This is a genomic window from Litorimonas taeanensis, from assembly GCF_003634015.1.
Classification (GTDB): Bacteria; Pseudomonadota; Alphaproteobacteria; order Caulobacterales; family Maricaulaceae; genus Litorimonas; species Litorimonas taeanensis.
The window spans coordinates 692,341-715,851 of record NZ_RBII01000001.1; the positions used below are offsets into that span (position 1 = coordinate 692,341).

Here is a 23,511-nt window from a genome sequence, read left to right on the forward strand (position 1 = left end):
CCTTAATCACGGCCCAACATTTTCTCCAATGTGCGACGTAAAGAAGACTTCTTTTTATCATCTTCTTTAGTTGTTTTGGCATTCGATTTTTGTGGCGATTGCCCACTTGTCTCATCCGTTGTCAGAGGAACGGCTTTGTCGGAATCCGACTTGGCTTCTTTCTCATCACCTTTGAGTTCTGTCATCATATCAGCCATCATTGAAGAGGCCCGATAATTTGACTTATACATTTCGATTCTGTTTTCTGTGATAACAGGTGGAAAGCTATTATTGTTATAATTTGCGTCGGCTGTTTGATGTTTGGCATCAAGGGTAATCGACGTAATCTTACGGTCTCTGACAATAAGTTTTGTCACGGCTTCGCTATTACGGCGCCAAATCTCAACAGGAATCATCAAATCTTCGGTGTCACCATCGGCATAGGTAAGCGTTAAAGGTAAAGGAGATAGTAAGCCGCCAATGTTCTTGAAATCGACGAAATAATAAAAATTATCGTCTTCCATTGCGCGTTCATATACTTCTTTTTCCCAGTCATTCAGACCAGATAAGAAGGATTTGAACTTGTTTCTGTCCTTGTTTGTTACCGTAAAGCGGTCATGCTTATTGTAGAAATCATTAAGTTCTGGGAAACGCTCAAGGCGTGTTTCTATGCCTTCCTCGCGATTGCGTGTTTGAGTAATAGTTTCAGGTGTGCGTTCTGAGAACTCATCGCGATCTTTATCCTTCTCTGTTTCAGGGTCCTGAGAGGAGATCTTATATTGACGCACATCTGTCACAGCCATGTCCACATGCTCTGTGTCATAGAACCAACCGCGCCAAAACCAATCTAGGTCAACAGCAGAGGCGTCTTCCATAGTGCGGAAGAAATCAGCAGGAGTTGGTCGCTTAAATCTCCAACGTGTAGCGTATTCACGGAAAGCGAAATCAAAAAGCTCACGCCCCATCACTGTCTCACGCAATACCATCAAGGCGGCTGCAGGTTTAGAATAGGCGTTTGGACCGAACTGTAGGACAGAGTCTGACTGTGTCATGATAGGCACCTGATTAGCACTTGTCATATAGCGCGATATGTCATCCATCGGGTTGTTTGACCCCCAACGGCTGATTGGGAAGTTTTCTTCCCACTCATATTCTGCTTGGTACTCAAGGAAAGTATTGAGGCCTTCATCCATCCATGTCCAACGGCGCTCATCAGAGTTAACCGTCATGGGGAAATAGATATGTCCAATCTCATGAATAATTACCCCGATTAGACCATATTTAATCCCACGTGAGTAAGTGACATCACCTGTCTTTTCATTCTCACTTGGACGATAACCATTAAAGGTAATCATAGGGTATTCCATACCGCCACGTTCCCAAGAGTTTACGGATTGCGCGACAGGGTAGGGGTAATTAAAGGCAAATTTGTTGTAAACGTCCATTGTGTGTACAACGGCCTGTGTTGAATATTGTGACCAAATAGGGTCTGCTTCCTTTGGGAAGAAACTCATTGCCGTTACTGTTGGGTTGAATTCGTCGTCTTGTTCAAAGAGCATCGCGTCCCAAATATATTTACGGGAGCTAGACCAAGCAAAATCACGGACGTTTTCAGCTTTAAATTTCCAAGTTTTATTCCCACGCGCTTTGCTTTTCTCATTCGCTTCTGCCTCTTCTGGCGTGACGATATAGCGTGTTTCTTTGGTCGATAAATTACCTAAGCGATTGCGTTGCTCAGCGGTCAAGACCTCTCTTGGGTTCTGAAGAACGCCTGTTGCGGCTACGATATGATCCGAAGGGACGGTCAGGTTGACCTCATAATCGCCAAACTCAAGAGTGAACTCACCACGTCCTAAAAACTGTTTGTTTTGCCAACCCGTATAATCTGTATATGCCGCAAGGCGAGGAAACCATTGCGCTAGGCCGAAGATATAATTCCCGTCTTCTTCAAAATATTCGTATCCACCACGGCCACCAATAGCGACTTCATCAATGATGTTGTGGTCCCAATTTATGTTAATTGTCGTGCGTGCGTCTGGTGCCAATGGAGTTGGCAAATCAATACGCATCATGGAGTCATTAATGGTGTAATTTAGTTTGCGACCATTTTTGTCCGTGACAGCTTTGAAATCAAATCCGTAATCTCTGTCTTCTTGAGCTTGGCTATAGCGCAGGCTAGAAAAAGTTACGCGGTCATTTGCGCTAGTGGCATCACCGCGCCGTGAGCCTGCAGAAGCGGCTGTTGCACTTTCGATCGCGAGACTGCCGTCTTTGAAACGGTTTTGATCCAATGCAACCCAAATGTAACGTAATGAGTCGGGTGAGTTGTTGATGTAGTCAATTGTGGATTTTGCACTAATGCTACGTTCGTCTTCATCTAGCGTAGCGTTGATGACGTAATTCGCTTGTTGTTGCCAATAGGCAGGACCAGGCGCGCCAGCGGCATTGCGGAATATATTGGGTGTTGGTAACTCTGTACCCAGTTGGCGAAATTTTGACACTTGATCAGTTTTGCTTCCGGCGGGGCCATCCGCAAAAGCTTCTGTAGCGATAACCAGTAGGCCAATAGAAACACCCACTGAAATAAAACTAAAGCGTAGCGCATTCGCTAATTTTGACATTGTTGTTACCCTGTTACATATGAATAAATCTTGATAAGCGTTATAAACAGAAAATCACTAGCTTATTCTCATATAATGCGAAAAATTTTTGGGTTTTCATTCTGTGTGTGCATACATTGTAGGATAAGAATGCTTTGGAGGCGTATATTATGATAGATAATCGCATTATTAATGCTGAGGGTCTTTCTGTCGTCATGTCTCTTAGTCCATTGCAAGTCCCTTGGTCACTTTAATGACGATTAACCCTAAACTTCCTGATTTCAATGAAACCGTTTCTTTAAACGAATCAGGTGCTTTTGCTGAGGGAGGAAACAGATTGTGTTTTGTTCACCCGCAAGACGCTCGACTATGCATCAAGGTGAGTAAACCAGGCGCTGTGAAGAAAGCGCGTGACGCGAAGCCACTCTATAAACGCGCGCGTTCTCTATCTGCTTTTGATGACAATATGGGGGAGTTCAAGGCGTATCATCAAAGCGCGATTCGGCACCCAAGAGTGTCTCAAGAGAGACTATGGGCGCATCTCCCCCGATGTTATGGCTGGCAAAACACTAGCCTTGGTTTGGGATTGGTTTCAGACTTTTATCAAAATGAGAATGGTGAGGCCGCGGCGTCATTAGAACATCTGTTGATAAATACAGATTTATTAGCGAGCTATAAGAAGAAGCTTCTCGAATTCTCTGATTATCTACGAGAGACTGGGGTGCTGACTAAGAATATCTTGCCCCATAACTTAGTTTTGGCAAATGATGGCCGTTTAAAATTAATAGATGGTCTGGGTCGGTTGGGGTTTATACCAACAGTCGAGTGGAGTGAAAAAGCTCGCCGAAATTATATTGAAAGGCGGATTAAGAAAATGTTCCTCCGAGTTGAATGGGAATTCAACGGTAGAGAGAGACCATGGAACGAAGTCGAAAAAAAAGGAAGGTTATGAATACTCATACCTTCCTTTCTTATATAGAATTAGTTCTAGACTAATCTTTTAGCATGTCGTCGCGTAGGCTTCTAAATTCAGTGCCTTCATACCAATTTGGCCAATCTTCCGAATTGGCTATGTTAAGCCCAAGGTCATAGAAAATTTCTGTGACTTGCTTAATCCCCGTTAGGTCCCAGCTATTGTCGTATTCGTCACCAGGTTTGTGATAGCGCTCTTTTGTATAACCATTAGCGAAGTCCTCTCCATATGTCAGGCCATTCATAAAGTGGTCGTTACCAAGGTCAGCATAAAGCATTGGAACGCCTTTTTTAGCGAGGCTAATATGGTCTGAACGGTAATAATATCCCGCTTCAGGCTTATCATCTGGAACAATATACATATCTCGTTCGTCCAAGACTGTTTTCAAACGGTCTTCAAGTTCGGAGGCGCCGAACCCCATAACTTTTACATCTTTGGTTTTCCCCAAAGGCAATATGGCGTCGATGTTTACACCTGCGACTGTGTTCTTAAGAGGAACAAGAGGCGCGTCACCATAATAAGCTGAACCAAGGAGGCCTGATTCTTCTGCTGTGACGGCGACAAAAATAACAGAACGCTCAGGCTTGGCCCCTTGAGCCATAGCCTCACCAATTTCGATGATTGCAGCCGTGCCAGTGGCATTATCAACAGCGCCGTTATAAATTTTATCGTCGCCTTCTAAGTTGTCATTTTTCCCTAAATGATCCCAATGTGCCATGTAGAGAACATATTCATCTGGGCGGACAGCCCCCTTAATTTCCCCCGCGACATTGCGAGATGTGGTCGTTTGAACAGTCTGCTCAATTTTAGCGTTGAGGCGTAACTCACCCATAGGAACAGGTTTAAAGTCTTTCGTTACAGCTTGGTTTTTCAACTGCCCATAATCAAGACCAGCTGCTTCAAAAAGTTGTTTGGCCGCGTCTAGGTGAACCCATCCTTCTAACGCTGCACGAGAGGCGCCGCGATCAGGCCGTACAAGATCATATTGCGCCCCTGTCCAAGAGCCGGCAACGACATCCCACCCATAACTCGCTGGAGCTGTTTCATGTACTATGATAGCGCCTGCAGCACCTTGGCGCGCAGCTTCTTCATATTTATATGTCCAACGACCATAATATGTCATGGCATTGCCTTTGAATAAGGCTTCATCTTTTGTAGCAAAACCTGGGTCGTTGACCAAGATTACGACGGTTTTTCCTTTAACGTCTAATCCTTCATAGTCATTCCAACCATATTCAGGGGCCGTGATTCCGTATCCCACAAATACAAGTTCTGATTCTGTAACGTTGACAGTTTTGTCTAAGCGTTTCGTCCAATAAACCGCATTCGTTTTTAGGTCAGCTTCAAGAATATTTGAATCATCACTGGCCTTATGAATGTTCATAAAAGAGCCAGCATTGACCGTGGCTTCGGTCAATTCTACATTTTGGAAATATGTCCCACTGTCACCCGCCGGAGAAAGGCCTGCTAGCGCCATTTCATCAGCAATATATTGAGAAGCGGCTTGTCCGCCGGGTGTCCCAGGCGCGCGACCTTCAAATTCATCAGACGCAAGGCGTTCAATTCTGCGGCCCAAATCTGCTGCGGAGATTGATGTATCCCCAAGGGTTGGTGTTGTGGGTTCTGAGCTGCAAGCTGTAAAAAGCATTGCAGTAAGACTTACAGTTGCTAGTAACTTTATGGGTGACACTCTACACTCCTGTCGCGGCGATATACGAATTTGTTTTACGCCTCTTGCTTGAAATATTGTTGAAAGTGTTCAACCACATTCCAGAGCGCTTTAAAAGATGTAATCAGGCGATGCTTGAATTAGGAAATAAAATTATGGGTATAAAATTAAAGGCTGTTTTATCTGCAGCGATTTTATTTTGTCTCGCGCTTAACGCTTGTTCAGATGCGGCTGTCAACAATGATACAGTCAATTCTGTCAAGGCTGTTCAGGAACATGTCAGCTTATCACCCGAGTTAAAGACACTGATCGACACGGCGATGGAAGGCACCCATGGGTATGATATTACGCGCGAACTGACGACTGAGGTTGGACCGAGATTGGCAGGAACAGACGCTGAGGCGAGAGCGCGGGATTGGGCTGTTGACAAGTTTAAAGAGCTTGGCCTTCAAAATGTAAGAATTGAACCCTTTACAATACCCGGCTGGGTGCGAGGCGTTGAGACAGCCTCTATACTCTCGCCATATCCTCAAGATCTATACATTACGGCTTTGGGCGGGTCTGTTGCGACCCCTGATGAGGGCGTGAAGGCTGAGATTGCTTATTTCCCAACATTTGAAGATTTAGAATCCGCCCCCGAAGGTGGGTTAGAAGGTAAAATTGTCTTTATATCGGGTAAGATGGAAAAGGCGCCGGATGGGGCTGGCTATGGTCCTGCCAATCGCAAACGACGTTCGGGAGCCACTGAAGCCGGAAGGCGCGGCGCCATAGCCGTCGTTATTCGTTCTGTCGGTACGGATAGCCACAGGTTTCCACATACAGGGCAAATGCGTTATTCTCCTGATGTGAAACCTATTCCTATCGGCGCTCTATCAGCGCCAGATGCCGACCAGTTGGAACGTATGTTGACCTCAGGTGAGACGGTGTCTTTGCATTTAACCATGACGCCGCGAGCGGTTGGTGATTTACCCTCAGGGAATGTTGTTGGAGAGATTGTTGGGACAGAAAGACCTGAAGAAATAGTGCTTATCAGCGGTCACTTAGATAGCTGGGATCTTGGGACTGGTGCGATTGATGATGGTGCAGGTATTGGGATTTCTGCAGGCGCGGCTCAAGTGCTCATTGAATCAGGTTTAAAGCCAAAACGTACAATTCGTGTTGTCGCCTTTGGCGCTGAAGAGGTGGGTTTGTTAGGGGGCTTTGCTTATGCTGAACATCACAAAAATGATTTAATTAATCATGTTTTAGCAACAGAATCTGACTTCGGCGCAGGGTTGGTTTATGAAGTTCAATCAGGTGCGAAGGCCGGGAACGAAGTAATTGAAGCCATGGCAAAAGCCATGGGGCTCCCGATGAGCCAAACCCCGACAAATGGGGGGCCTGATATTTTCCCATTATTCAATAAAGGTGTGCCGGCCATGCGGTTCCAGCAAGATGGCACAGATTACTTCGACCTACATCATACACCTGACGATACTTTTGATAAAATTAAGCCTGAGGAAATGGCGCAAAATGTTGCTGCCTTCGCCACCATGATTTGGTTGGCGGGCAATGCAGAGACAAATTTTCGTTTAGAAGACTGATAAATTAACTTACGACCTTTATTTCGGAGACTCATAATATGTCACTACCCCCAATTTTAAGCCGGCTGGAATTACCTGTCGTGGCTGCCCCTATGTTTATCGTTAGTGGTCCTGACCTTGTTATTGCACAGTGCAAGGCAGGTATTGTGGGGTCGTTTCCTGCGCTAAATGCACGGCCGCCTGAGCTTTTGGAAAAATGGATTGTAAGAATCAAGTTAGAGCTTGAACAATATCAAGCAGAGAACCCGGATAAAAAGGTCGCGCCTTTTGCCGTCAACCAAATTTGCCATGGGTCAAATAATCGCCTTGAGCAAGACATGGAAATCTGCGTTAAGCACGAGGTTCCCATTATCATTACATCTCTTCAAGCCTCAAAGATGGTTTACGATGCCACCCATAGCTATGGCGGAATAATCCTTCATGACGTTATTAATATCCGTCACGCCAAAAAAGCACTTTCTATGGGCGCTGATGGTTTAATCGCAGTTTGTGCAGGGGCAGGTGGTCATGCTGGTCGATTGTCACCATTCGCTTTGATACCAGAAATTCGTCAATTCCATGATGGCCCGCTCCTTTTGTCAGGCTCGATTTCCACGGGTGGGTCGATTGCTGCGGCTCAAGCTATGGGGGCTGATCTCGCCTATATGGGAACGCGTTTTATAGCTTCTGAAGAGGCGAATGCAGAGCAGGGTTACAAAGATGAGATTATCAACTCGTCGGGTGAGGACATTGTTTACTCATCCTTGTTTACGGGTGTTCACGGAAATTATTTGCGGGGTTCAATTGAGAAAGCAGGGCTAGATCCAGACAATCTTGCTGACGCTTCTAAGGCCGCTATGAATTTTGGGTCAGGCGGAAATACGGACGCCAAGGCTTGGAAAGATATATGGGGCGCTGGACAAGGCGTCGGAAGCGTAACTTCAGCACCATCAGTTTCCGAAATCGTTGATGAATTAAAAGAAGAATATGTAGAAGCAAAATCTCGTATTGTTGTTTAAACGCAACAATTGAGTTGATTCTAATTATTCTAAACTGTCTCAATTAATTCTGTTGTTTTCAGCAAAATTGGTTGAGAATATCTCTGTTTGCACCTCTATTAGCATTGCAACCTAAATCGGCATCGTCTAAACCAAGCGCGGGATGAGTCCGTATTGGGCTCAGTGTTTAGGGAGGATTGCCATGGGTAAATGGTTACTCGGAATTATTTGTTTAGCGATTGTGGCGTTAGTCTACGCACTTATTGTTGGGCCAAAGTATTCTGGAATAATGGGTTCAGATATTGAACGTGCGCTTAGTGCTAATGGATATGAAAATGTCTCTGTTGAGATGCACGGACATGTTGCAACGCTTAAGGGTGAAGTCGCCAGCATGGATGATATGCGCGGCGCCGTTGAGACAGCTCAAACAGCCGAATGTTCTAATTGCGAGGCTAAGTCACCTTGGCACAAAGTTTTAAGCGATTTGACAGTAAAGAAAGTCGTTACTCCGGTTCAGACTCCTTATACGTTCGACATTATCAAAGATGAAGACGGTTCTATCACGTTAAATGGTTTCGTCGAAAATACAGAAGAGCGTGACGCTCTGCTTATGAAGGCGCGCTCAACATTTTCTGGTACGATCAATGACAATAAAATCAAACTTGCGAATGGCGCGCCTGATGCGAATTGGTTGAATGTTATTCAGTCTGGCATGGATGAATTAAACTTGTTGGAAAAGGGTCGTTTTCAAATGGAAGACACTGGCTTTTTGATTAATGGTGAAGCGTCATCTGTTGATGTACGTAACCGTATTAATGAAATGTCAGCTAAAGTTTCTGCGCCATATTCAGGTGCTGCGAACATCCAAGTTGAGAACCTTGCAGCCGATGCGATCGGTGATGTTACATCAAAAACGATTTGTCAGTCGCTGTTTGACGATCTTAAGTCAGGACGCGAGATTAACTTTGAATCTGCTCGTGCGGAAATTAAAGGGAACTCTAGTTTTGATCTTTTGGGTGAGCTTGCTTCGGCGGCAAACCAATGCGAAAGTTTTCGTATAAAAATTGAAGGCCATACGGATAGTTTAGGTGATGATGATTTCAATCAGGATCTATCAGAACGCCGCGCGAACACTGTTCTGGCTTTTCTTTCCGCTCAGGGTGTTGCCCGTGACCGGATGAGTGCTGTTGGATATGGGGAGACGCTTCCTATTGCAGACAATTCTACGGCCGAAGGGCGCGTTCAAAATCGTAGAACCGCCTTTACATTAACACAAGTTCAATAGGGGCTTTGGACTTTTTCATATTCCTGAACGGAGACTATTAAAATGAATCTATCATATATTATTTGCTACCTAATATTACCTTTGCTCGTAGCGGGGTTATTAGGTTTGTTCTTGGGCTGGCTTCTTTTCAGAGGAAAGAAGCAAGATGGTGATCTTTCTATTGAAGGTGAAGGCGCATTGAAGGCAGAAGCCGACCAGCTACGTGCAGAGAATCAAAGCCTTCGCGGTCGTATTGCAACAAGCGAAACAGATGTAAGCGATCTGAAAAGTAAGCTTGCATTAGCGGGCGCTGCTGCGGCAGCTGGCGGCGCTGTTGCTGCAAGTGCAAGCAATGATGATGAATCATATGCGCTTGAGTGGCGTAATCGTTACTTAGCAGCCCGTGTAAAGTATCTAGAGGGCCGTCTTGGTGATTCAGCTGAGCCAAAGAAAAAGGCGCCGGCTAAAAAAGCTCCTGCTAAAAAGAAACCTGCCCTTAAGGCGACGGCTAAACCAAAGGTTCTTTATACAGATGGTCCAACTGAGGGTACGCCTGATGACTTGAAAGTTATCAAGGGTATTGGCCCAAAATTTGAAAAAGACCTAAACAGTAAGGGCATCTATTATTATCGTCAGATCGCCGCTTGGAAAGCTGCTGATGTGAAAATGGTGGAAGGTGTAATTGATTCTATTCCGGGTCGTATCAAACGGGATGAGTGGGTTAAGCAAGCCAAAGGTTTTGCCACGAAAGGTGTTGCACCAAAAGCCAAGCGTAAGCCAGGACCAAAACCTGGGACTAAGCGCGGCGCGCTTACTGCAACGGGTGCACCACGTAAGAAGCCTGGGCCTAAGCCAAGCTCAGCTAAGCCTAAAATGAGCGCAGCTGAAGCGGCATTTGAGAAGTACTATACAAATGTCAAAAAATATGACCCGAAAGCCAAACGTAAATCGGTTGAGAATATCGTGAAATATTGTGGTATTGCTCTTAAATCTCGTGACAGCTCGCTTGTGGCTTGTTCTGATGAAGCCGAACTTAAGCGTGTTGCGGACGGTTTTGTAACTAAGAAATTAGGCAAGACAACGGGCCAGATGGAGCTCGTTAAAGATGTCTGCCAAGAAATGAAGAGTGATCGCTTTAAGTCTCGCGTCACATTCTATTACTTAGCTGCGAAAAAAGCCCGTAAAATGAGCATCTTTGCTTAAGGCGATTAGAGTGCGGTTTTAATCCGCGCATAAAAATCTATATTAACCCGCCTTTATGGCGGGTTTTTTTATTGCATCCACGTCATTGGCCCTACGGCTATTATGTGCCTATGGAAGATGAAACGACCAGGTTTTTGGATTATTCTCAGTGGCCTAATTTCACACGAGAAGAATTGGCCTGTCGTCATTGCGGTGAAATATATTTTTGGCCTGATTTCATGGATGGGCTACAATCGCTTCGTGACGCAATCGGAAGGCCGTTGAATATATTATCAGGCCACAGGTGCAGTTTACATAATGCCTATATCGGCGGAGCGCCTTTATCAGAACATTTGAGACTTGCAGTAGATGTAGACCTTAACGGTCATAATCGTTTCATTCTTGCTGAACAGGCCAAGCAGGCAGGTTTTACTGGCTTTGGTTTTTATACGACATTCATTCACTTAGATATGGGCCGGCCACGCCACTGGTATGGCGGCGAGAAAGCGAGAGCGATATGGCAAGCATTTTAAATCTTGGGATAGACGCTGCTGCAGGCGGCTTGTTTGGAATAGTTGGTACTGCCTTAGGACGAGTGGCCGGATATTTTGAAAGACGTCAATTACACGAGCAAGAACAGGCGAGGTGGGGACATGAATACCGTCTTCATGAGCTTAACATGCAGGCCCGCCATCAGGAAACAGAACTGGAACTTGCCCTTACAGCTCAGGCTGGATCATGGAACGGGCTTGAGGCTTCATTGAAGGCTGAGGCCTCATTGGGCAAAGCCAGCCTATGGGTAATCAACATATTACGACTCGTTCGTCCTGCTATTACGCTTATCCTATGGGGTGTAACAGCCACCATATTTATGGTGACACAAGACAAGGCTATAGTTGATGCTAGTGTATTTGCTGCGACCGCGGCTACATTGTGGTGGTTTGGAGACAGAGCGCCAAAGCCTGTACCGAGGTGATTTTAGACCGTGTCGAAATAGCCTTGAATGCCAAATATTGTCAGGCTGAGCACAATGGTCATCATAACAAACAGGTATAGGCTGGCCACGCCATAGGCTGTCCAGACGGTTTTAACTGGACCTCGCCTGAACATTCTTCGCAAACTAAGGGGTAGATAAATGAGAATGTAAATAATCGTTGTAAGGACTATAAATGAGTTCGGAATAAAAGAAAGGCGGCCTAAAATTACCCCTAAAAGTATAAGAAAGAATAGGACCGCATGTACATATGCGGCATGAACAAGGTGGTCATATAGAAAGGCATTGCCACGCCCCCGAATGAATAATGCGCCAATAAACATCGTAAAGGGCATCATTAAAAACATAATTCTGGGTAAATATTTCGAAAAGGTTTCGTTAAAGTCAGAAGGGTCTTTCATAAATCCAATAACCGCTTTTTGTAAGCCGTTGCTACTGATGTCCACTCTTTTTCGATTGAGGGTTAAATAGTTGCCGTCATTGCTTTCATCCATAATCGGCGAAGTGTCAGTAATATGGTTTTCACTGGTTTGTGGCTTACTTTCTTCATCCAATAGAGAGGGTGAAGTATTAAGGGCGGCCGACGCCTCTTCTTTTTTTCTTTCAAAGAAAACACCGTTTTCAGTCAGATCGTAATTATGGTCTGAGTCTTCGAAAACCATTCTTATATAATCGAAGTTTCTTTCTGTATTACGTTCGTCAATTTCATATTTTGTTTCGAACAGGCTAAAATTGAAAGTCATTTTCAGATCTTCAAGTGATATGTTTTCTTCAGCCGTTACGGAATCCGCTCTCTTTTGAACATTTATGTCAAGGCTGATTAACTGAGTCTGGGTTATGGCGATATAACCAAACAAGAGCAGGCTCATCGCAAGATATATACGGATGGGGCTACTCCATTGCGTGCGTTTTCCATCAGCAAATTCTCTGGCAACGCGCCCGGGTTGGCTTAATAATGTCCACCAACTTCGCCACATTCGCGATTCAAGGGAGAAAATAGAGGTAAAGGTTTCTATTCCTAGCGAAAATATAGACCGTCTGAAGTCATCATTTTTTTGGCCGCAGTCTTTACAGTACAGGCCTAACATCTTGGACTGGCAGGAAAAACATGTTTCGCTCTGATTGTTATTGGGGATATTATCAGAGTCCAACACGCTAGTGGCAATCAAACCTTCTACCTCTATCGTTTCTGATGGGCCGCTATTCACAGATTTGTTTCCCCTTTGAGCTTACTACACTATATCTCTATCATAATGCAGACCGTTGTCATGACGAAATCAGTCGTGACTTCTAGATATAAATAAAAAAGGAAGCTGTATGTTTGAGGGAAAAGTTGTGGCCATTACGGGGGCTACAGGTGGTATTGGTCGTGGGATTGCCGAAATGTTCCTCGCTGAGGGCGCGAAAGTCGCTATTAGCGATTACAAGACATGTGAGACAACGGGAAAAGAGATTGGTGCTTCCGCGTATATTTGTGATGTTAGCGTAGAAAGCTCTGTTCAGAAGTTTATCTCTGATGTTGAAGCTGATCTGGGCGAGATTGATATTTATGTTTCTAATGCTGGTGTTGGCGATGGTAACGGACGATATGTCGGCGGCGGCAGTAATGAAGGTTGGCAAAGGTCATGGGATATTAACGTCATGGGCTCTGTTTATGCTGCTCGTGACTTGATGCCAAAATGGGTGGAGCGCGGTTCAGGACGTTTTGTTATTACAGCCTCTGCAGCGGGATTGTTAAATCAAATTGGTAGTGCTTCATATTCTTGTACGAAACATGCTGCCGTTTCATTTGCTGAGTCTATACAAATAGAACATGGTGCCAATGGCATCAAAGCAAATTGTATCTGCCCACAATATGTGAGATCTGCTTTGACCGAGGGCATGGCAATGGCAGAAAGTAGCAAGGACGGTTTCTTAGAACCAAAAGATGTTGCAGATGCATTGAAAGCCTCAATTGAGAAAGATGAGTTTTACGTGTTTTCTCATCCAATTGTACATGAATATTTCAAGCATCGGGCACATGCGCCAGACGAGTATTTACAAGGCATGGGAAAGCTTAAACAAAAAGTTGGGCGTCCATTTGGTAAGCCGAAAAGCACTTAATAGTAACGATTACAGCTGAGGAGAATGTTGATGACGCATCGATTTAATCTTGAAGGAAAAGTAGCCCTCGTAGCAGGAGCTAGTCGCGGAATCGGTGAAGCTGTAGCTCACGGATTAGCCGAACATGGTGCGACAGTTATTTGCTCCAGTCGTAAACAAGCGGATTGCGAAAAAGTTGCCGAAGCTATTCGAGCTAAGGGCGGGAAAGCTATATCTGCACAACTTCACTTGGGAGAACTGTCTGATCATGACGCTGTGCTGGCCATGATTGAAAAGGAATTCGGGCGTTTAGACATTTTAATCAATAACGGCGCGACTAGTCCGCATTTTGGCCCTGCTCATGAAGCGAGCGAGGCAGCGTTTGATAAAACAATTGAAGTCAATACACGCGGTCCTTATTTTCTAACGACCAAAGCTTTTAAATTACTCAAAGCTGATGGCGGCGGGTCTGTCGTAAATGTTGCTTCAATTGACGGCATCCAACCTGCAGAGTTTCGTGTTATTTATGGCATGAGTAAATCAGCCTTAATCGCAATGACACAAGGGTTGGCCAAAGAATATTCACAACATGGCGTAAGAGTAAACGCACTCCTGCCAGGGTTTACAGATACAAAATTAGCAAGCGCCCTGAAAGACAACCCTGTCATGGATATGTATGTTAAAATGAACCTTGCAATCAAACGCATGGCCCAACCTGAGGAAATGGTTGGGGCTGTTCTTTACATGGTGTCTGATGAAGCGAGCTACTTCACAGGGCAGGGAATGGTTGTTGATGGTGGAGCCATAATTTAATGAGCGCTGAAAACTTAACCGTAGACGTTCGTAAAGGCGAAGAGTTAAATATCGCAGCCGTTGAAGCGGCTTTGAAAACAGTTCTGCCAGATTTAAGTGGCGAAGCTAAAGTCACCCAATACCCGTCAGGGGCTTCTAATCTTACTTATGCTTTAGACTACCCAGACCGTCGATTAGTTCTGCGTCGTCCGCCTTTTGGTGACAAGCCTAAATCAGGTCATGATATGCATCGGGAATACCGCGTCATGACTGCGCTTAAGGGGCATGTGCCAGTACCCGAAACTGTATTTTACACAGATGACACGGCGATAATTGGAGCGGAATTCTATGTAATGAATCGTTCTGAAGGGCCTCTTGTTCATAAGACGATTCCAGGAGATTGGAATTGGGGTGAAAAAGAAGGGCGAGCGCTTTGTGAAAATTTCTTCCAGACACTCGTCGACATGCACAGCGTCGACTACAAGGCTGTTGGTTTGGGAGACTTCGGCAAGCCAGAGGGCTATGTGAATCGTCAAATTACAGGGTGGAACCGTCGTTTCGAGGCGGCTTGGACGGATGACGTCGAAAAGTTTGAGGATGTCCAAGAGTGGCTCATAAATAATATGCCAGCAAAAGAACGCGGTGCTGCCATCATTCATGGTGATTACCGTATAGATAATTGTATCTTGAAAGATGGTGATCCCACACAAATTGAAGCGATTCTGGACTGGGAAATTTCGGCGCTAGGCGACCCTATGATGGATCTTGGGAACACCTTGGCCTATTGGATTCATGCTGATGATCCACCTTTCATGCAAATGATGATACGCCAACCTTCGGTGGCACCAGGTATGATGCGTCGCCAAGAGATTTTAGACTTTTATGCTGAGAAAACTGGAGCGAATGTCTCTGGTTTTCAATTCTATTATGTCTACGGGATTTGGCGGTTAGCCGTGATTATACAGCAAATATATGCTCGCTTCTATCGAGGGCAAAATGACAATCCAAGGTTCAAAGATTATGGTCAAATGACAACAGCCTTAGGTCAATTGGCAAGATTAAAGATTAAAACAGGCGAATTGTAAGAGAGAGAGTAAAATATGTCACAAATGGATTTAGGAATGTCGGAGCGGGTGAAACCACTCGTCGAAAAAGTTCGCCGTATGATGCAGGATGAAATCCTAGCGGCTGATGCTGAATATCATGCCGAGGTTGGCAAAGCAGGAGACCGATTCAAGTTTACAGATCGCCAAAATGAAATTCGCGAAGGTCTAAAAGCCAAGGCAAAGGAGCAAGGGCTTTGGAACTTTTGGTTGACGGATTCTGAACGTGGCTATGGCTTAAATACTGTTGAATATGCTTATTTGGCAGAGGAAATGGGATGGTGTGTGCTCGGGCCAGAAATCTTTAACTGCTCAGCACCTGACACAGGTAATATGGAAGTTCTTGAGCGGTATGGCACTGAAGAGCATAAAAAGAAGTGGCTGAAACCATTATTAGAAGGCAAAATTCGTTCAGCATTTTTAATGACTGAACCAGATGTTGCTTCCTCTGATGCGACAAACCTTGATTTTAAAGCCGAAAAAGACGGTGATGAATGGGTCTTTAATGGCGAGAAATACTGGTCCTCTGGAGCCGGTGATCCGCGTTGTTCTGTCTACATTTTGATGGCACGTACAGCCGCAAGAGATAGCGGTGTTCCGCGGCATAGTCAGCATTCAATGTTTGCCATTGAAGCGGGTCTTCCGGGTGTGGAAATTTTACGCCCAATGACTGTGTTCGGTCATGATGATGCTCCACATGGGCATATGCATATTCGATTTACAAATGTCCGAGTGCCGGCTGACGCGCTTTTAATTGGTGAAGGTCGCGGCTTTGAAGTTAGTCAAGGCCGCCTAGGGCCTGGTCGTATTCATCATTGTATGCGCGCGGTTGGACAGGCTGAACGCGCCTTGAAACTGATGTGCGAACGTTCTTTAAATAGAACAGCTTTTGGCCGCCCTCTTGCTAAGCTTGGCGCCAATTATGACATCATTGCCGAATGCCGTATTGCTATCGAACAAGCGCGTCTACTATGCTTGAAAGCGGCTTGGATGATGGATCAAGGTGATGCCCGTGCAGCAGCCCCGTATATTTCTCAGATTAAAGTTGCGGCCCCTAATATGGCTCTGAAAGTCATAGATGAGGCTATGCAGATGTTTGGCGGAACAGGTGTGAGTCAGGATACACCATTGGCAGATATGTATGCTGGTATGCGGACGTTACGCTTTGCTGATGGACCTGATGCTGTGCATAGAATGCAGGTCGCTCGTAAAGAATTAAAGCCCTATACGAACACCAAAGTTTAACTCTGGGCCAACATTAGAGTTTATAAAGCCACCTTTCAAAAGAGAGGTGGCTTTATTACGTTCTATGATAGAGTTATTGAAAAAGATGACTAAGGTCGATATGGCCCCTGTCTTTAAATAGGAGTGAGAAATGCCAAGTTTTGATATCGTTTCAGAAGCTGATATGGCTGAAGTGGACAATGCTATTCAAAATGTGATGCGCGAGATTACAGTTCGTTATGACTTTAAAGGCTCTAAATCCACAGTCGAAAGTACAGATGGACAGATCAAGGTCTTTGCAGATGATGATTTAAAATTGAAACAAATGCACGAAATTCTTCGTGGAAACCTACACAAACGCGGAATTGAACCTGGTCAACTAGATTACCAAAAGGTTGAACCTGCTGCGGGTCAATCCGTCCGCCAGACTATCCTTGTTAAAGATGGGATTGATAAAGAAATGGCGAAGAAAATCGTCAAGGAAATCAAAGCGTCGAAAAGTAAAGTTCAAGTTTCCATCCAAGGCGACACTTTGCGTGTTGTAGGCAAGAAACGCGATGACCTACAGCAGACAATTCAATTCGTTAAAGACCTTGGATTAGAACAACCTGTACAATTCAAGAACTTCCGAGATTAAACACCGAATTACATTAGGCCTATTTGTTTTTTGATTGATAGGCCATTTCACCATTTACCATGGTGAAGAGAGGCTGACTCTCTAATATCTCTGGACCTGAGGCCGTCATAATATCGGTATTGAAGGCACTGAAATCTGCCTGTTTCCCGACGGCTATAGTTCCAATTGTTTGCTCTGTGAATGCGCCATATGCTGGCCAAATGGTCAGCATTTTCAAAGCCTCTTGAGGCGTAACTTTTTCACTCGGAAACCAATTTTCATTGCTATATCCGTTTAAATCCTTGCGCTGCGTTGCCGCGTAAAATTCTATCCTTGGGTCTCCAACCTCTACAGGAGCGTCCGAACCTCCGATAATGCGGGCTCCGGAATCGATTAAACTACGCCAAGCATATCCGCCGGCAAGCCTATCTTTTCCAAGGCGGTCCTCAGCAAAGTGTAAATCACCAATAGCATGGCTCGGCTGCATAGAGGGGATAATGCCATATTTTGCGAAAAGTGGAATGTCGTCTGTATGAATAATTTGAGAATGTTCGATCCGCCATCGCGGGTCTTTCACTTTCCAATTTGATTTTGGCACAGCGTCAAAAGCGTTTTTATACCACTGCAGAACATAGCGGTTGGCTTTATCGCCTATGGCATGCGTATTAACTTGGATGCCGTTCCGCAGAGCCGTGTTGAGAAAGGCTTCAACTTGTACCTCTCTTAATGTCATTAAGCCTTCATTTTCTGGATCGTCAGAATAGGGAGCTAATAAAGCAGCCCCTCGTGAGCCTAGAGCTCCATCAGCATAAAGCTTAATAGCTCGTGTAACGACCAAACCGTTCTCATAAGTTTCATCTAGCCCCATGGTTTGCATAGTTCTATCGGTTGGAATATCCAACGAATTATAAACCCGGATTTTAATCTCGCCTGACTTGGCCAAATTATTCAGGAGAGGGATGTCATTAGGGTTTACAGACATTGAGTGAATACTTGTCCATCCACGAGACGCATAGAGTTCCGCTCCACGAATATAGGCTTCTCGGCGACGTTCTTCAGTTAAAGCTGGGACAAGCTCACTAATCAGGTTAGCAGCATTGTCGACAAGCATACCCGTGGGGGTGCCATTAGAATCCTTATTTATGGCTCCACCAAAAGGATTCTCAGTATTGGCATCAATATTGGCTAACTCTAAAGCTTTGGAATTAACCACAACGGCATGGCCATCTGAGCGTTCCAAAATTATCGGGCGGTCTGTGGCTATAGCATCAAGATCGTCTTTGTTTGGGAAGCGGCCTTCAGGCCAATGCGTTTCAATCCAACCCCGTCCATAAATTACTGCATCTTGTGGTTTAGCCTGAGTTTCTGCGCGAACCTTGTCTTGTAAATCCTCAATTGAGGCTGTGCCTTCTAAGTTTAAGGTCATTTCCCTTAAGCCAATTCCAAGCAAATGCCCGTGGCCATCTGTTAACCCAGGGTATAAAGTGCCGCCCTTTAAATCGATGTGACGGTTTTCGGGGTGAGGGCACCATCCCCCTCCTGATGACCCTGTATACTCGATAACTCCATCTGTAACGACAATCGCTTCTGTAGTAGGATTGGTGTCGATAGCTGTATAAATCGGTCCACCTGATATGCACCAATTTGCTGCCTTTTGTATCAGGTCATTATCATTTTTGGACGTCAATGGGACATCACTACAGCCAATCAATAAAGACGCTGTAAAACTTAGACCAAATCCAGATAATGTACGCATGCCATGCCCTCTTAATTATGGGCAAGATAACGATTTTCTACAAATTAGCTAGGCTATGTTAGAGGCTTTCTGAAGGCTCTGGGTTCCATGTTCTAGTACTGAATCAAATGCCGCTAAAATTTCAGCCAATTTAACAGGTTTAGCGAGGGCCTCATCCATACCTATGTTTAAACAGAGACGTTTTTGTTGATATTGAGGGTCGGCCGTCAGGGCGATGATTGGGATATCTGAATAGGACTCGTTTGAACTGCGGATAGAAAGTGTAGCTTCAATGCCATCCATCACTGGCATATGAATATCCATCAATACCACATCAAACTCCTGCGTTTTAAGCGTCTCTATAGCCTCCATACCGTCATTTGCTGTGACAATACTGCCGACAACGGAGTCTAATAACGAGGCAACAACCATATGATTGGTTGCGTTGTCATCAACGACGAGGAGCTTAATATCCGAATATTTGGTCCTATTCGGTTGCGAGGTTTCCAGCAATGAACCGACGAGTTTTGAACTCGACTCCTCGTTTATTGTTTGGGGCGAAGGCGGCGTAGTGGCCGTTTTGTCCTCTGCCTCTTCAGGGAGTTTGTGTGATACTGGTTCCGGACTGGCATTATTTTTTTGGGCCGATGTTTCAGAAACGACTTCTTCAGGTGTGGTTTGATTGTTTTCTGAAGCCACTACTTCCGTTGTTGGGGCAGGTAATGACTGTTCTGATTTCATGGGGATGGAAATAACAAACATGGCACCCTGACCAAGGGCAGATTTCACTTTGATTGTGCCCCCCATCATTTCCGTGATTTGCTTTGTAATGGTCATGCCAAGACCCGTGCCGCCAAAGCGACTGGCAATTGTTTTGTCCGCTTGGGTATATGGCTCAAAAATTTGTTTTTGTTGTTCAGGTGTCATGCCAATGCCGTCATCCTTGACCGCAAGTACAAGGTTGTCATGACCTGCGCCGCTACTAACTTTGGTGAGAACAACTTGTACTGTGCCATTTTCAGAAAATTTTGTGGCATTAGACAAAAGGTTGTTGACGCATTGGTCATATCGATAACCATCCATCAGAATTGAAGACGGTAAATTAGGGTCAATACGATATGTAAAGGTGATGTTGTTTTTCTTAGCTTGAAGCTCCCATAACTTACAGACGTTTTCGACGCATTTTTTTGGATCTGTTGGTTTGGGATCAAGAGTCACCATGCCCTCTTCAAACTTACTATGAGTAAGCGACTCATCAACAATACGAAGAATTTTCTCAGCAGAATTTTGAATCAACTCTAGTTTTGGTGTGATCTCTGGATCTGAGTGATGGAATATAAGAGCGTCGGATATGCCGATAACGGCATTCATAGGAGTGCGAACTTCATGGCTAAGGCGTGACAAAAAGCTATTTTTAGCAGTCAATGCTTTGCGAGCCGTCTTTGTCGCGAGTCTTTGTTGGGCCTGCAACAGCATTTGCTCTGAAACATTTGTATAATAACAGAAAACACTGATTACATTTCCGTTTTCTGCTATACGGGGAATGCCAAATCCTCTGTACCAGACAGTTTCTCCAGTCTTAGAGATTAATCGGGCTTTTAAATCCCAACTTTCACCTTTTTGGAGGCAGTTTTCCCACGCTAGTAAACAATGCGCCCTGTCATCTTCATGTATTAAATGAGCAATGCCTTCGGTTTTAGCTAATTGGATTCGATCTTTTCCGAACAGGCTACCTAGATATTTAGATGAGATTTTCCATTCCCCATCTTCAATATTATATGACCAATAACCAGCAGACCCAACTTTCATAGCCAGGTCTAGCATACGCTTACTTTCATATTCTTCTGTGATGTCTGTCACAGCCAATAGCATTCGACCGTCTTGACCAAAACTTTGATTCAAGCTCAACCTACGACCTGAAGGCGTGCTGACCTCATAGGTTTCGCGCATTTCTGGTTCTTGTGAACGCGCTTTCGCTTTTAAGTCTGTAGACAGTGACTTCAGAGTGGATTTAGCGCCTTGGCCAAAATCCCCGCGGTTTACGCAGTGCTCAATGAATTCGTCATAACTGTTAAGCGATGCAAGCTCTTGCTCATCAAAATCGAAAAGTGTGAGGGTCAGTTTATTAGCAAACTCAAAACTAAGATCTGTGTCGAACATCAACAAGGCTTGATTAGACATATCACCCAATCGCTTTAGCCAAAAGTAATCTTCTGCTCGCCGTGCTGACTGGCGTCTGTCTGTATTCGGTCCTTCAGGACTACCTAATAACTGACTATATGGATTTTTAATGTTTTTCCCTGACAGAATCATCGAAGTCCCCATGAAGTAATCAGCTTCAGAATTACGCCAAATAAACAAGATGTGGTTAACAATACGGTTAAATGCCCGTTAAATTGGGCTTATCGTTAAGGTATTGTGATTATTGTGGAGGATTGACCACTATAACTGCCGGCTAATATTAGAATCATTCAAGCCAAATCGACCTCACATTCGCAGACGAGAAGGCGGATGCACTGAACCAAAGGGTTCTTTTACTACACTAGATAGGGGTTAAATCTGGTGCCGCGAGGGAGAATTGAACTCCCGACCTCATCATTACCAATGATGCGCTCTACCACTGAGCTACCGCGGCTTGGAAGGCGTGGCTATAGCCGAGTGAATTCAAATTGAAAAGACTATTTGCACCTCATATGCGCTCTGATTATGAATAGTGAAATGAATGATAAGGCCAACAGTAAAAAAATGACCAGAGAAGAGCGGTTAGCGAAGTCTTTGCGGGATAATTTACGCAGAAGAAAAGCCGCGACCCGTAAAATGTCTGCTCCAAAGCCCAACGATACAAGCGTTTAGACTGACCGTAGGCCTTAGTCTACAGTTCCGTTTCAAACACAGCGAGACTTATCTTGGTCACTTTTAAAACATCCTCATGCCGTAATGTTTTGTAATCTGAAAGTGTCGTTACAGAAAATATGACTTTGGTGTGACAAGAGGGTTGCACTGTAAACGCTCACTGAATAGGCACAGCATATGGATAAAATCGTTATTAATGGTGGCACTCCCTTGGTTGGAGAGATTGCAATTAGCGGGGCAAAAAACTCTGCTATCAAGTTAATGGCGGTGTCGCTTCTGACCGACCAAAAGGTTACACTCACAAATATGCCGCGTCTGCGTGACACGCGCTCTATGGCGCAACTACTAAATCATCTAGGGGTTGCGGTAGAGGATGATGCAGGAAATGAAATGACGCTTCATGCCGCCAAGCTGAATGGTGCCACGGCGCCTTATGACTTGGTTCGAAAGATGCGTGCCACGTTCAATGTTTTGGGGCCGTTATTAGCCAGAGAAGGGCATGCAAAAGTCTCTTTACCGGGCGGCTGCGCTATTGGAGCGCGACCTGTTGACCTACATTTAAAAGCTCTGGAGCAATTAGGCGCAACTATCGAATTGGAAGAGGGGTACGTTGTTGCCTCCGCCAAAGGAGGTTTGAAAGGCGCAGATATCACATTCCCTTTCATTAGTGTTGGCGCGACAGAACATGCCATGTTGTCCGCAGTGCTCGCATCAGGGGTTACGACATTGTTCAATGCGGCGCGCGAGCCAGAAATTATTGATTTAGCGGCATGTTTGAATGGAATGGGCGCTAAGATTACTGGGGCGGGCCGCTCTGAAGTTAGAATCGAAGGTGTGTCGAAGCTCTCTGGAGTTACGCATTCTGTAGTTCCTGACAGAATTGAGGCGGGTACATATGCTTTGGCAGCAGCAACTGCCGGTGGCTCTGTGAGACTTACAAATATCCGCTCCGATCACCTTGGCGCTTTATGGCCTTTAATTGCACAAGCAGGCGCGAAAGTTAGTTTGGATGAAACGACTGTACTAATCGAAAGGGACGGCGGCCGGCCAAGGGCGGTTGATATGGAGACACAAGCATATCCGGGTTTTCCAACGGATTTGCAGGCACAATTTATGGGGCTTATGTGTTTAGCAGATGGTGTGTCAATCATTCGTGAAAATATATTCGAAAACCGGTTTATGCATTGCCCTGAGCTCTCTAGAATGGGAGCAGATATTACAGTACGCGGTCGGGAGGCAGTAGTTCGCGGTGTTGAGCAATTGAGAGGAGCGCCTGTCATGGCAACGGATTTACGGGCTTCTGCTTCACTTATTAATTGCGCCTTAGCTGCTAAGGGAGAAACGCATATAGGCCGAGTTTATCACTTGGACCGAGGGTTTGAGCATATAGAAGTAAAATTAGGACAATGCGGCGCGAATATTAAACGTGTCCCTGATAATGGATAAAAATATGGCAATGCCTAAAGTTCAACACCTTCGATTGAAGGCAGACACAGTTGAAGACTTAAACCTTGTATCTGGGGCCGTACAAGACTCTATCCTTCGTGTGGCAGGTATTGTTTATGACGCCCAAAAACGAAGTCTGACATTAGGGCTGCAACGTCTACGTCGCGAAGCAAAGGGGAAAACACGTATTTTTAGTGGTCTACGCTTTGACAGCGTGTTGTCACTGAAAAGCACTGGCATAGAACGTTCAAACGACAATGCGTTTCTTGTATTGTTGTCACTTAACTTCGTTGAAGGGGATGCGCCTGGCGGAACGCTTCTGTTGGAATTTGCAGGTGGGGGAAGATTAATGGCAGAGCTTGAATGTTTAGATGCGGTGCTCCTTGATCAAGGTGAGGCGTGGCCCGCTAAATCTACACCAAAGCATGATCTCTAAATA

The 23,511-nt window shown here is 45.0% G+C and carries 19 protein-coding genes and 1 tRNA gene; 14 read left to right on the forward strand and 6 right to left on the reverse strand.

Features of this window, described 5'->3' with window-relative positions:
• Positions 1-2: 2 nt before the first annotated feature.
• On the reverse strand, positions 3-2,600 hold the full coding sequence (locus DES40_RS03135) for a M1 family metallopeptidase (protein ID WP_170144860.1): 2,598 nt from the start codon (positions 2,598-2,600) through the stop codon (positions 3-5).
• A gap of 232 nt (positions 2,601-2,832) precedes the next feature.
• Between DES40_RS03135 and DES40_RS03140 the strand changes: the two genes are divergently transcribed.
• Positions 2,833-3,531, forward strand: coding sequence for a YrbL family protein (locus DES40_RS03140; RefSeq protein WP_121099103.1), 699 nt, complete (start codon positions 2,833-2,835; stop codon positions 3,529-3,531).
• Between the two features lie 40 nt (positions 3,532-3,571).
• Here the strand turns inward: DES40_RS03140 and DES40_RS03145 are convergent, their stop codons facing one another.
• A complete protein-coding gene (locus DES40_RS03145; RefSeq protein WP_233345378.1) occupies positions 3,572-5,242 on the reverse strand; it encodes a M28 family metallopeptidase in 1,671 nt (556 codons plus the stop codon).
• Between DES40_RS03145 and DES40_RS03150 the strand changes: the two genes are divergently transcribed.
• From DES40_RS03150 to DES40_RS03175, 6 genes are all read left to right on the forward strand, one after another.
• Positions 5,218-6,804 carry a M20/M25/M40 family metallo-hydrolase gene (locus DES40_RS03150; RefSeq protein ID WP_233345380.1) on the forward strand — a complete coding sequence of 529 codons (1,587 nt, stop codon included), beginning with the start codon at positions 5,218-5,220 and terminating at the stop codon, positions 6,802-6,804. The two genes, DES40_RS03145 and DES40_RS03150, sit on opposite strands and share 25 nt — an antisense overlap.
• A 38-nt stretch (positions 6,805-6,842) precedes the next feature.
• A complete protein-coding gene (locus DES40_RS03155) occupies positions 6,843-7,802 on the forward strand; it encodes an NAD(P)H-dependent flavin oxidoreductase (RefSeq protein WP_121099105.1) in 960 nt (319 codons plus the stop codon).
• Positions 7,803-7,983: 181 nt separating this feature from the next.
• Positions 7,984-9,066, forward strand: a complete 1,083-nt coding sequence (locus DES40_RS03160; protein ID WP_170144861.1) for an OmpA family protein — start codon at positions 7,984-7,986, stop codon at positions 9,064-9,066.
• A gap of 42 nt (positions 9,067-9,108) precedes the next feature.
• Positions 9,109-10,248, forward strand: a complete 1,140-nt coding sequence (locus tag DES40_RS13345) for a DUF2853 family protein (RefSeq protein ID WP_233345382.1) — start codon at positions 9,109-9,111, stop codon at positions 10,246-10,248.
• A 110-nt stretch (positions 10,249-10,358) separates the two neighbouring features.
• On the forward strand, positions 10,359-10,760 hold the full coding sequence (locus DES40_RS03170) for a D-Ala-D-Ala carboxypeptidase family metallohydrolase (RefSeq protein ID WP_121099107.1): 402 nt from the start codon (positions 10,359-10,361) through the stop codon (positions 10,758-10,760).
• A complete protein-coding gene (locus DES40_RS03175) occupies positions 10,745-11,203 on the forward strand; it encodes a hypothetical protein (protein WP_121099108.1) in 459 nt (152 codons plus the stop codon). The genes DES40_RS03170 and DES40_RS03175 overlap by 16 nt, the downstream gene beginning before the upstream one ends.
• Before the next feature lie 2 nt (positions 11,204-11,205).
• Here DES40_RS03175 and DES40_RS03180 read toward each other — a convergent pair whose 3' ends face one another.
• Positions 11,206-12,429, reverse strand: coding sequence for a DUF3667 domain-containing protein (locus tag DES40_RS03180; RefSeq protein WP_121099109.1), 1,224 nt, complete (start codon positions 12,427-12,429; stop codon positions 11,206-11,208).
• 109 nt (positions 12,430-12,538) lie between these two features.
• On the opposite strand from DES40_RS03180, the gene DES40_RS03185 reads away from it, so the two are divergent.
• From DES40_RS03185 to DES40_RS03205, 5 genes are all read left to right on the forward strand, one after another.
• A complete protein-coding gene (locus tag DES40_RS03185) occupies positions 12,539-13,324 on the forward strand; it encodes an SDR family NAD(P)-dependent oxidoreductase (RefSeq protein ID WP_121099110.1) in 786 nt (261 codons plus the stop codon).
• A gap of 24 nt (positions 13,325-13,348) precedes the next feature.
• Positions 13,349-14,116, forward strand: a complete 768-nt coding sequence (locus DES40_RS03190; RefSeq protein WP_121099111.1) for a glucose 1-dehydrogenase — start codon at positions 13,349-13,351, stop codon at positions 14,114-14,116.
• On the forward strand, positions 14,116-15,180 hold the full coding sequence (locus DES40_RS03195) for a phosphotransferase family protein (RefSeq protein ID WP_121099112.1): 1,065 nt from the start codon (positions 14,116-14,118) through the stop codon (positions 15,178-15,180). Before DES40_RS03190 ends, DES40_RS03195 begins: the two co-directional genes overlap by 1 nt.
• Positions 15,181-15,195: 15 nt before the next feature.
• Positions 15,196-16,443, forward strand: a complete 1,248-nt coding sequence (locus DES40_RS03200; protein ID WP_121099113.1) for an acyl-CoA dehydrogenase family protein — start codon at positions 15,196-15,198, stop codon at positions 16,441-16,443.
• 130 nt (positions 16,444-16,573) lie between these two features.
• On the forward strand, positions 16,574-17,059 hold the full coding sequence (locus tag DES40_RS03205) for a YajQ family cyclic di-GMP-binding protein (RefSeq protein WP_121099114.1): 486 nt from the start codon (positions 16,574-16,576) through the stop codon (positions 17,057-17,059).
• A 19-nt stretch (positions 17,060-17,078) separates the two neighbouring features.
• On the opposite strand, the gene DES40_RS03210 is transcribed toward DES40_RS03205, so the two are convergent.
• The 3 genes from DES40_RS03210 to DES40_RS03220 form a co-directional block, all read right to left on the reverse strand.
• The gene (locus DES40_RS03210; protein WP_121099115.1) at positions 17,079-18,794 is read right to left on the reverse strand and encodes an amidohydrolase; all 1,716 of its coding nucleotides are present in this window, start codon (positions 18,792-18,794) and stop codon (positions 17,079-17,081) included.
• Positions 18,795-18,842: 48 nt separating this feature from the next.
• Positions 18,843-21,098, reverse strand: a complete 2,256-nt coding sequence (locus tag DES40_RS03215) for a hybrid sensor histidine kinase/response regulator (protein ID WP_121099116.1) — start codon at positions 21,096-21,098, stop codon at positions 18,843-18,845.
• 235 nt (positions 21,099-21,333) lie between these two features.
• Positions 21,334-21,408, reverse strand: a tRNA-Thr gene (locus DES40_RS03220).
• 395 nt (positions 21,409-21,803) lie between these two features.
• On the opposite strand from DES40_RS03220, the gene murA reads away from it, so the two are divergent.
• Together murA and DES40_RS03230 are read left to right on the forward strand one after the other, a co-directional pair.
• Positions 21,804-23,072 (forward strand): UDP-N-acetylglucosamine 1-carboxyvinyltransferase, encoded by a 1,269-nt coding sequence (gene murA / locus DES40_RS03225; RefSeq protein WP_121099117.1) that lies wholly within the window; start codon positions 21,804-21,806, stop codon positions 23,070-23,072.
• A gap of 4 nt (positions 23,073-23,076) precedes the next feature.
• Complete coding sequence (locus DES40_RS03230) at positions 23,077-23,508, forward strand: DUF2948 family protein (protein ID WP_170144863.1); 432 nt, start codon at positions 23,077-23,079, stop codon at positions 23,506-23,508.
• The last annotated feature ends 3 nt before the right edge of the window (positions 23,509-23,511 follow it).

Bases quoted from the DNA above. Each gene is read 5' to 3' on its own strand.
- DES40_RS03135 (WP_170144860.1), bottom strand. From the start codon at position 2,600: ATGTCAAAATTAGCGAATGCGCTACGCTTTAGTTTTATTTCAGTGGGT.
- DES40_RS03140 (WP_121099103.1), top strand. From the start codon at position 2,833: ATGACGATTAACCCTAAACTTCCTGATTTCAATGAAACCGTTTCTTTA.
- DES40_RS03155 (WP_121099105.1), top strand. From the start codon at position 6,843: ATGTCACTACCCCCAATTTTAAGCCGGCTGGAATTACCTGTCGTGGCT.
- DES40_RS03160 (WP_170144861.1), top strand. From the start codon at position 7,984: ATGGGTAAATGGTTACTCGGAATTATTTGTTTAGCGATTGTGGCGTTA.
- DES40_RS13345 (WP_233345382.1), top strand. From the start codon at position 9,109: ATGAATCTATCATATATTATTTGCTACCTAATATTACCTTTGCTCGTA.
- DES40_RS03170 (WP_121099107.1), top strand. From the start codon at position 10,359: ATGGAAGATGAAACGACCAGGTTTTTGGATTATTCTCAGTGGCCTAAT.
- DES40_RS03175 (WP_121099108.1), top strand. From the start codon at position 10,745: ATGGCAAGCATTTTAAATCTTGGGATAGACGCTGCTGCAGGCGGCTTG.
- DES40_RS03185 (WP_121099110.1), top strand. From the start codon at position 12,539: ATGTTTGAGGGAAAAGTTGTGGCCATTACGGGGGCTACAGGTGGTATT.
- DES40_RS03190 (WP_121099111.1), top strand. From the start codon at position 13,349: ATGTTGATGACGCATCGATTTAATCTTGAAGGAAAAGTAGCCCTCGTA.
- DES40_RS03195 (WP_121099112.1), top strand. From the start codon at position 14,116: ATGAGCGCTGAAAACTTAACCGTAGACGTTCGTAAAGGCGAAGAGTTA.
- DES40_RS03200 (WP_121099113.1), top strand. From the start codon at position 15,196: ATGTCACAAATGGATTTAGGAATGTCGGAGCGGGTGAAACCACTCGTC.
- DES40_RS03205 (WP_121099114.1), top strand. From the start codon at position 16,574: ATGCCAAGTTTTGATATCGTTTCAGAAGCTGATATGGCTGAAGTGGAC.
- DES40_RS03210 (WP_121099115.1), bottom strand. From the start codon at position 18,794: ATGCGTACATTATCTGGATTTGGTCTAAGTTTTACAGCGTCTTTATTG.
- DES40_RS03215 (WP_121099116.1), bottom strand. From the start codon at position 21,098: ATGGGGACTTCGATGATTCTGTCAGGGAAAAACATTAAAAATCCATAT.
- murA (WP_121099117.1), top strand. From the start codon at position 21,804: ATGGATAAAATCGTTATTAATGGTGGCACTCCCTTGGTTGGAGAGATT.
- DES40_RS03230 (WP_170144863.1), top strand. From the start codon at position 23,077: ATGGCAATGCCTAAAGTTCAACACCTTCGATTGAAGGCAGACACAGTT.